At 42.9% G+C, this 1,549-nt stretch carries 2 protein-coding genes; both read left to right on the forward strand.

Going from position 1 to position 1,549, the window contains the following annotated elements:
• Positions 1-89: 89 nt before the first annotated feature.
• Positions 90-620: an RNA polymerase sigma factor gene (locus FNY66_RS15295; protein ID WP_162607909.1), complete on the forward strand. Its 531-nt coding sequence runs from the start codon at positions 90-92 to the stop codon at positions 618-620.
• Positions 613-1,549, forward strand: a 937-nt coding sequence (locus FNY66_RS15300) for a hypothetical protein (protein WP_150311675.1), incomplete at its 3' end; no start/stop codon positions are given. The genes FNY66_RS15295 and FNY66_RS15300, both read left to right, overlap by 8 nt.

A 1,549-nucleotide genomic window follows, 5' to 3' on the forward strand; every position in this document is an offset into this window, starting at 1 on the left:
GGGTGTTTTTTTGAACCATTTTTTTATTTATTACAATATAATATTGAAGAGCAAACACACTCTTGAAGACGTCTTACGGGAGAATGTTTATGACACATGTTGAAATGGAACAGTTTATAGCAGAATACGGTGCGGATATTTACTCATTCTGCTGCTGTCTTACGGGGAACAGGCAGGAAGCAGATGATCTCTATCAGGAGACATTTCTGAGGGCAGTGGAAAAACAAAAGCATCTTGATATGGCAGGGAATCCGAAAAGTTATCTTCTATCAACAGCGGTCTATTTATGGAAGAATCATAGACGCAAAGCCGGGTGGAGAAAAAGGATTGCGGACGCAGATTATTCCGGCCATGAAGATGCAGAGATAAGACCGGAGGATACCTATGATGATTTACCGGAACAGAAAGTAATTCAGGAAGAAATGCAGAAGACAGTAAGAGATGCCGTCCTTCGACTGCCTGACAAAATGAAGGTGACAGTATTGCTTTATTATATGGAAGAAAGAACTGTGGAAGAGATTGCCGAAATCCTTCGTATACCAAAAGGGACAGTAAAGAGCAGAATGCATCAGGCAAGGGAAATTTTAAGAAAAGAATTGGAGTATATGTTATATGAGTGAAAGATTAGATCATATTTTAAAACAAGCCCTGACTCCGGATCAGAAGCCGGATCTGCTGCTGAACCAGAAGATTCTGAATCAGATAAAGGAGAAGGATCAGATGAAGATAAGAAAAAGAAAATGGGTTCCCGGTATTGTTTTTTCTCTTGTGATTATTTTAGCGGCAGGAACGGGAGTCGCATATGCGGCATATAAGCTGTTGAACCCAGGAGAAGCAGCAGAGAGAGTCGGAGATGAAAGGCTTGCCCGGGCATTTTCGGAAGAGGGCGCGATGGAAATTAATGAAACACAGCATTTTGAGAATTTTGACGTGACTCTGCTCGGCATAGCGTCAGGAGAAAATGTGGCAGAACATGTTACAGAAAAAAACGGAGACATCCTGAGTGACCGCAGCTATATTGTCACTGCTATAACGAGAACGGACGGAAATCCGATGCCGGAGAATCTTTCCGATGCAGCATATGATAACATGAGGTTTTTTATATCGCCGCTGATACAGGGATGTGACCCGATTAGGGTGAATATTGTGTCAATGGACGGCGTTTATACGGAATTTGTTCAGGATGGGACGCTCTACCGTCTGACAGAATGCAGCAATATAGAGATTTTTGCAGATCGGACAGTCTATTTCTGCGTATCAGATGCGGATCAAAGCAGTGCATTCGGATACAACGAAGAGGCTTATAAATTTGACAATACTACAGGCGCGATAAGAAGGAGAGAAAATTATGAGGGGATAAATGCGTTGTTTGTGCTGCCTTTGGATAAAGATCTTGCAGATCCGGAAGCGGCAGAAGAATATCTTTCTGTTTTTGAGACGGATGAGGAGAGCGAGGACGACTATGCTGCATGGAGCAGGGAGGCAGATGCATTCATGTCGGAAATCACGCCGGAAAATATAGAACAGTATGCGGATCGTATCGAAGAGT

Source organism: Mediterraneibacter catenae, assembly GCF_008691045.1.
Lineage (GTDB): Bacteria > Bacillota > Clostridia > Lachnospirales > Lachnospiraceae > Mediterraneibacter > Mediterraneibacter ornithocaccae.